The sequence below is a fragment of the Paenibacillus sp. 01L418 genome, assembly GCF_056400045.1.
Genome location: NZ_JBFTSN010000739.1, coordinates 1 through 1,437 on the forward strand (window position 1 = coordinate 1; position 1,437 = coordinate 1,437).

Sequence of the window (1,437 nt, forward strand, 5' to 3'; positions counted from 1 at the left end):
CACTCGCTACGATGAAAAACAACCAAATCCAGTTAACCATTTAGGTCGCCTCCCCCTCTACGCACCTATACTGTTTTGCAAGCAATCAGCGTCTCCCGCGCAGATTGCATGCTAATGCTCAAATAATGCATCTAATACTTTGATAATAGAGCCAAATATCGGCCCGCGCTGATCAAGCTTGTTTGCTTTTTGAAAATCAGCCAGCGATTGTAATGATTTTTGCGATGCCATTGAAAGTTGAAGTCTGCTGCTGTTTGGATCATACACAGGAACAGCACCAATTTGCTGCTCGTTTAGATACCATTCCAGAAATCCGCGCTCTCCTAACAAATATCGTGTTGTTCCTGCTTCAAGCAGCACAAGACGTGATTGAATATTTCCCGTTTCCTGCTCTTCCAGCGGGTATTTAAAAGATTGTCCAACAGCATAAGGGTAACCAGAAACTTGCTGCCCTTTAACTGCTATCTCTTGAAGCGGATAATGACCAAAACCCCAATCGAGCATTTTCCGGTGATCTGCCCAATCATCGCTGTCATTTATCGTCACAGCAGCAAGCTGTTGACCATTCCTAGTGGCGGAGCTAACTAAGCAGCGCAATGATTTTTTGGTATACCCCGTTTTTACACCGTCAGCACCCTCATACATCGTTAGCATTTTATTTTTGTTCGTGTAGCTGTACTCCCATTTCTCATGCGGATTAGGCACTTTTTTTACGCGCGTGCTTACGATTTCTGCAAATACGTCATTTTTCAAAGCATATGCAGTCAGCTTGGCCAAATCATTAGCTGAGGAATAATGCTCATCATCATCCAGCCCATGCGGATTTTTAAATTGCGTATGTTTCAAACCTAGAAAGGTCGCTTTCTCATTCATTAAATGAACAAAACCTTCCTCCGATCCACCAACATGCTCCGCGATTGCCGTTGCCGCATCGTTGCCGGACCTGAGCATCAGACCATACAACATATGATGCAAACTCATTTCTTCGCCAAGCTGAAGATAAATCGAAGAACCCTCTTTACCAACTGCTCGTTTGCTTGTCTTCACCATATCAGTCAGCTTCCCATGATCTATTGCAACAATAGCTGTCATGATTTTCGTTAAGCTTGCTATCCGCATCGGGGTATCGCCATCACTGCTATACAAAACTCTGCCTGACTCGACATCAATGAGAGCCGATGCCTTGGCATTCGTATACAACTTGCTTGGATTTGCGCTAACTGGGGGCAATACGCTTGTCCCAACCAATAAAGCAGATAACATTCCAACTGCAACAAATCGTTGCAGTTTTTTGAAATTCATATTCATACTTGCCCCTCCCGCAGCGATAGTAGATAAAGCTTGTGTGTGCGTATTTCAGTATATGCCTGTACATGTGGCTCTAGACGAAAAGTAGCTAACAAAAATGAAAAACTGCCCTCTCGGGCAGTTATGTCA

Annotated in this window: 1 protein-coding gene; it reads right to left on the reverse strand. The window is 43.9% G+C overall.

Annotation, left to right across the window (positions count from 1 at the left end; all coding sequences use genetic code 11):
• Positions 1 to 111 precede the first annotated feature (111 nt).
• Complete coding sequence (locus tag AC1DSE_RS35230; protein WP_477510534.1) at positions 112 to 1,308, reverse strand: D-alanyl-D-alanine carboxypeptidase family protein; 1,197 nt, start codon at positions 1,306 to 1,308, stop codon at positions 112 to 114.
• Positions 1,309 to 1,437: the final 129 nt, after the last annotated feature.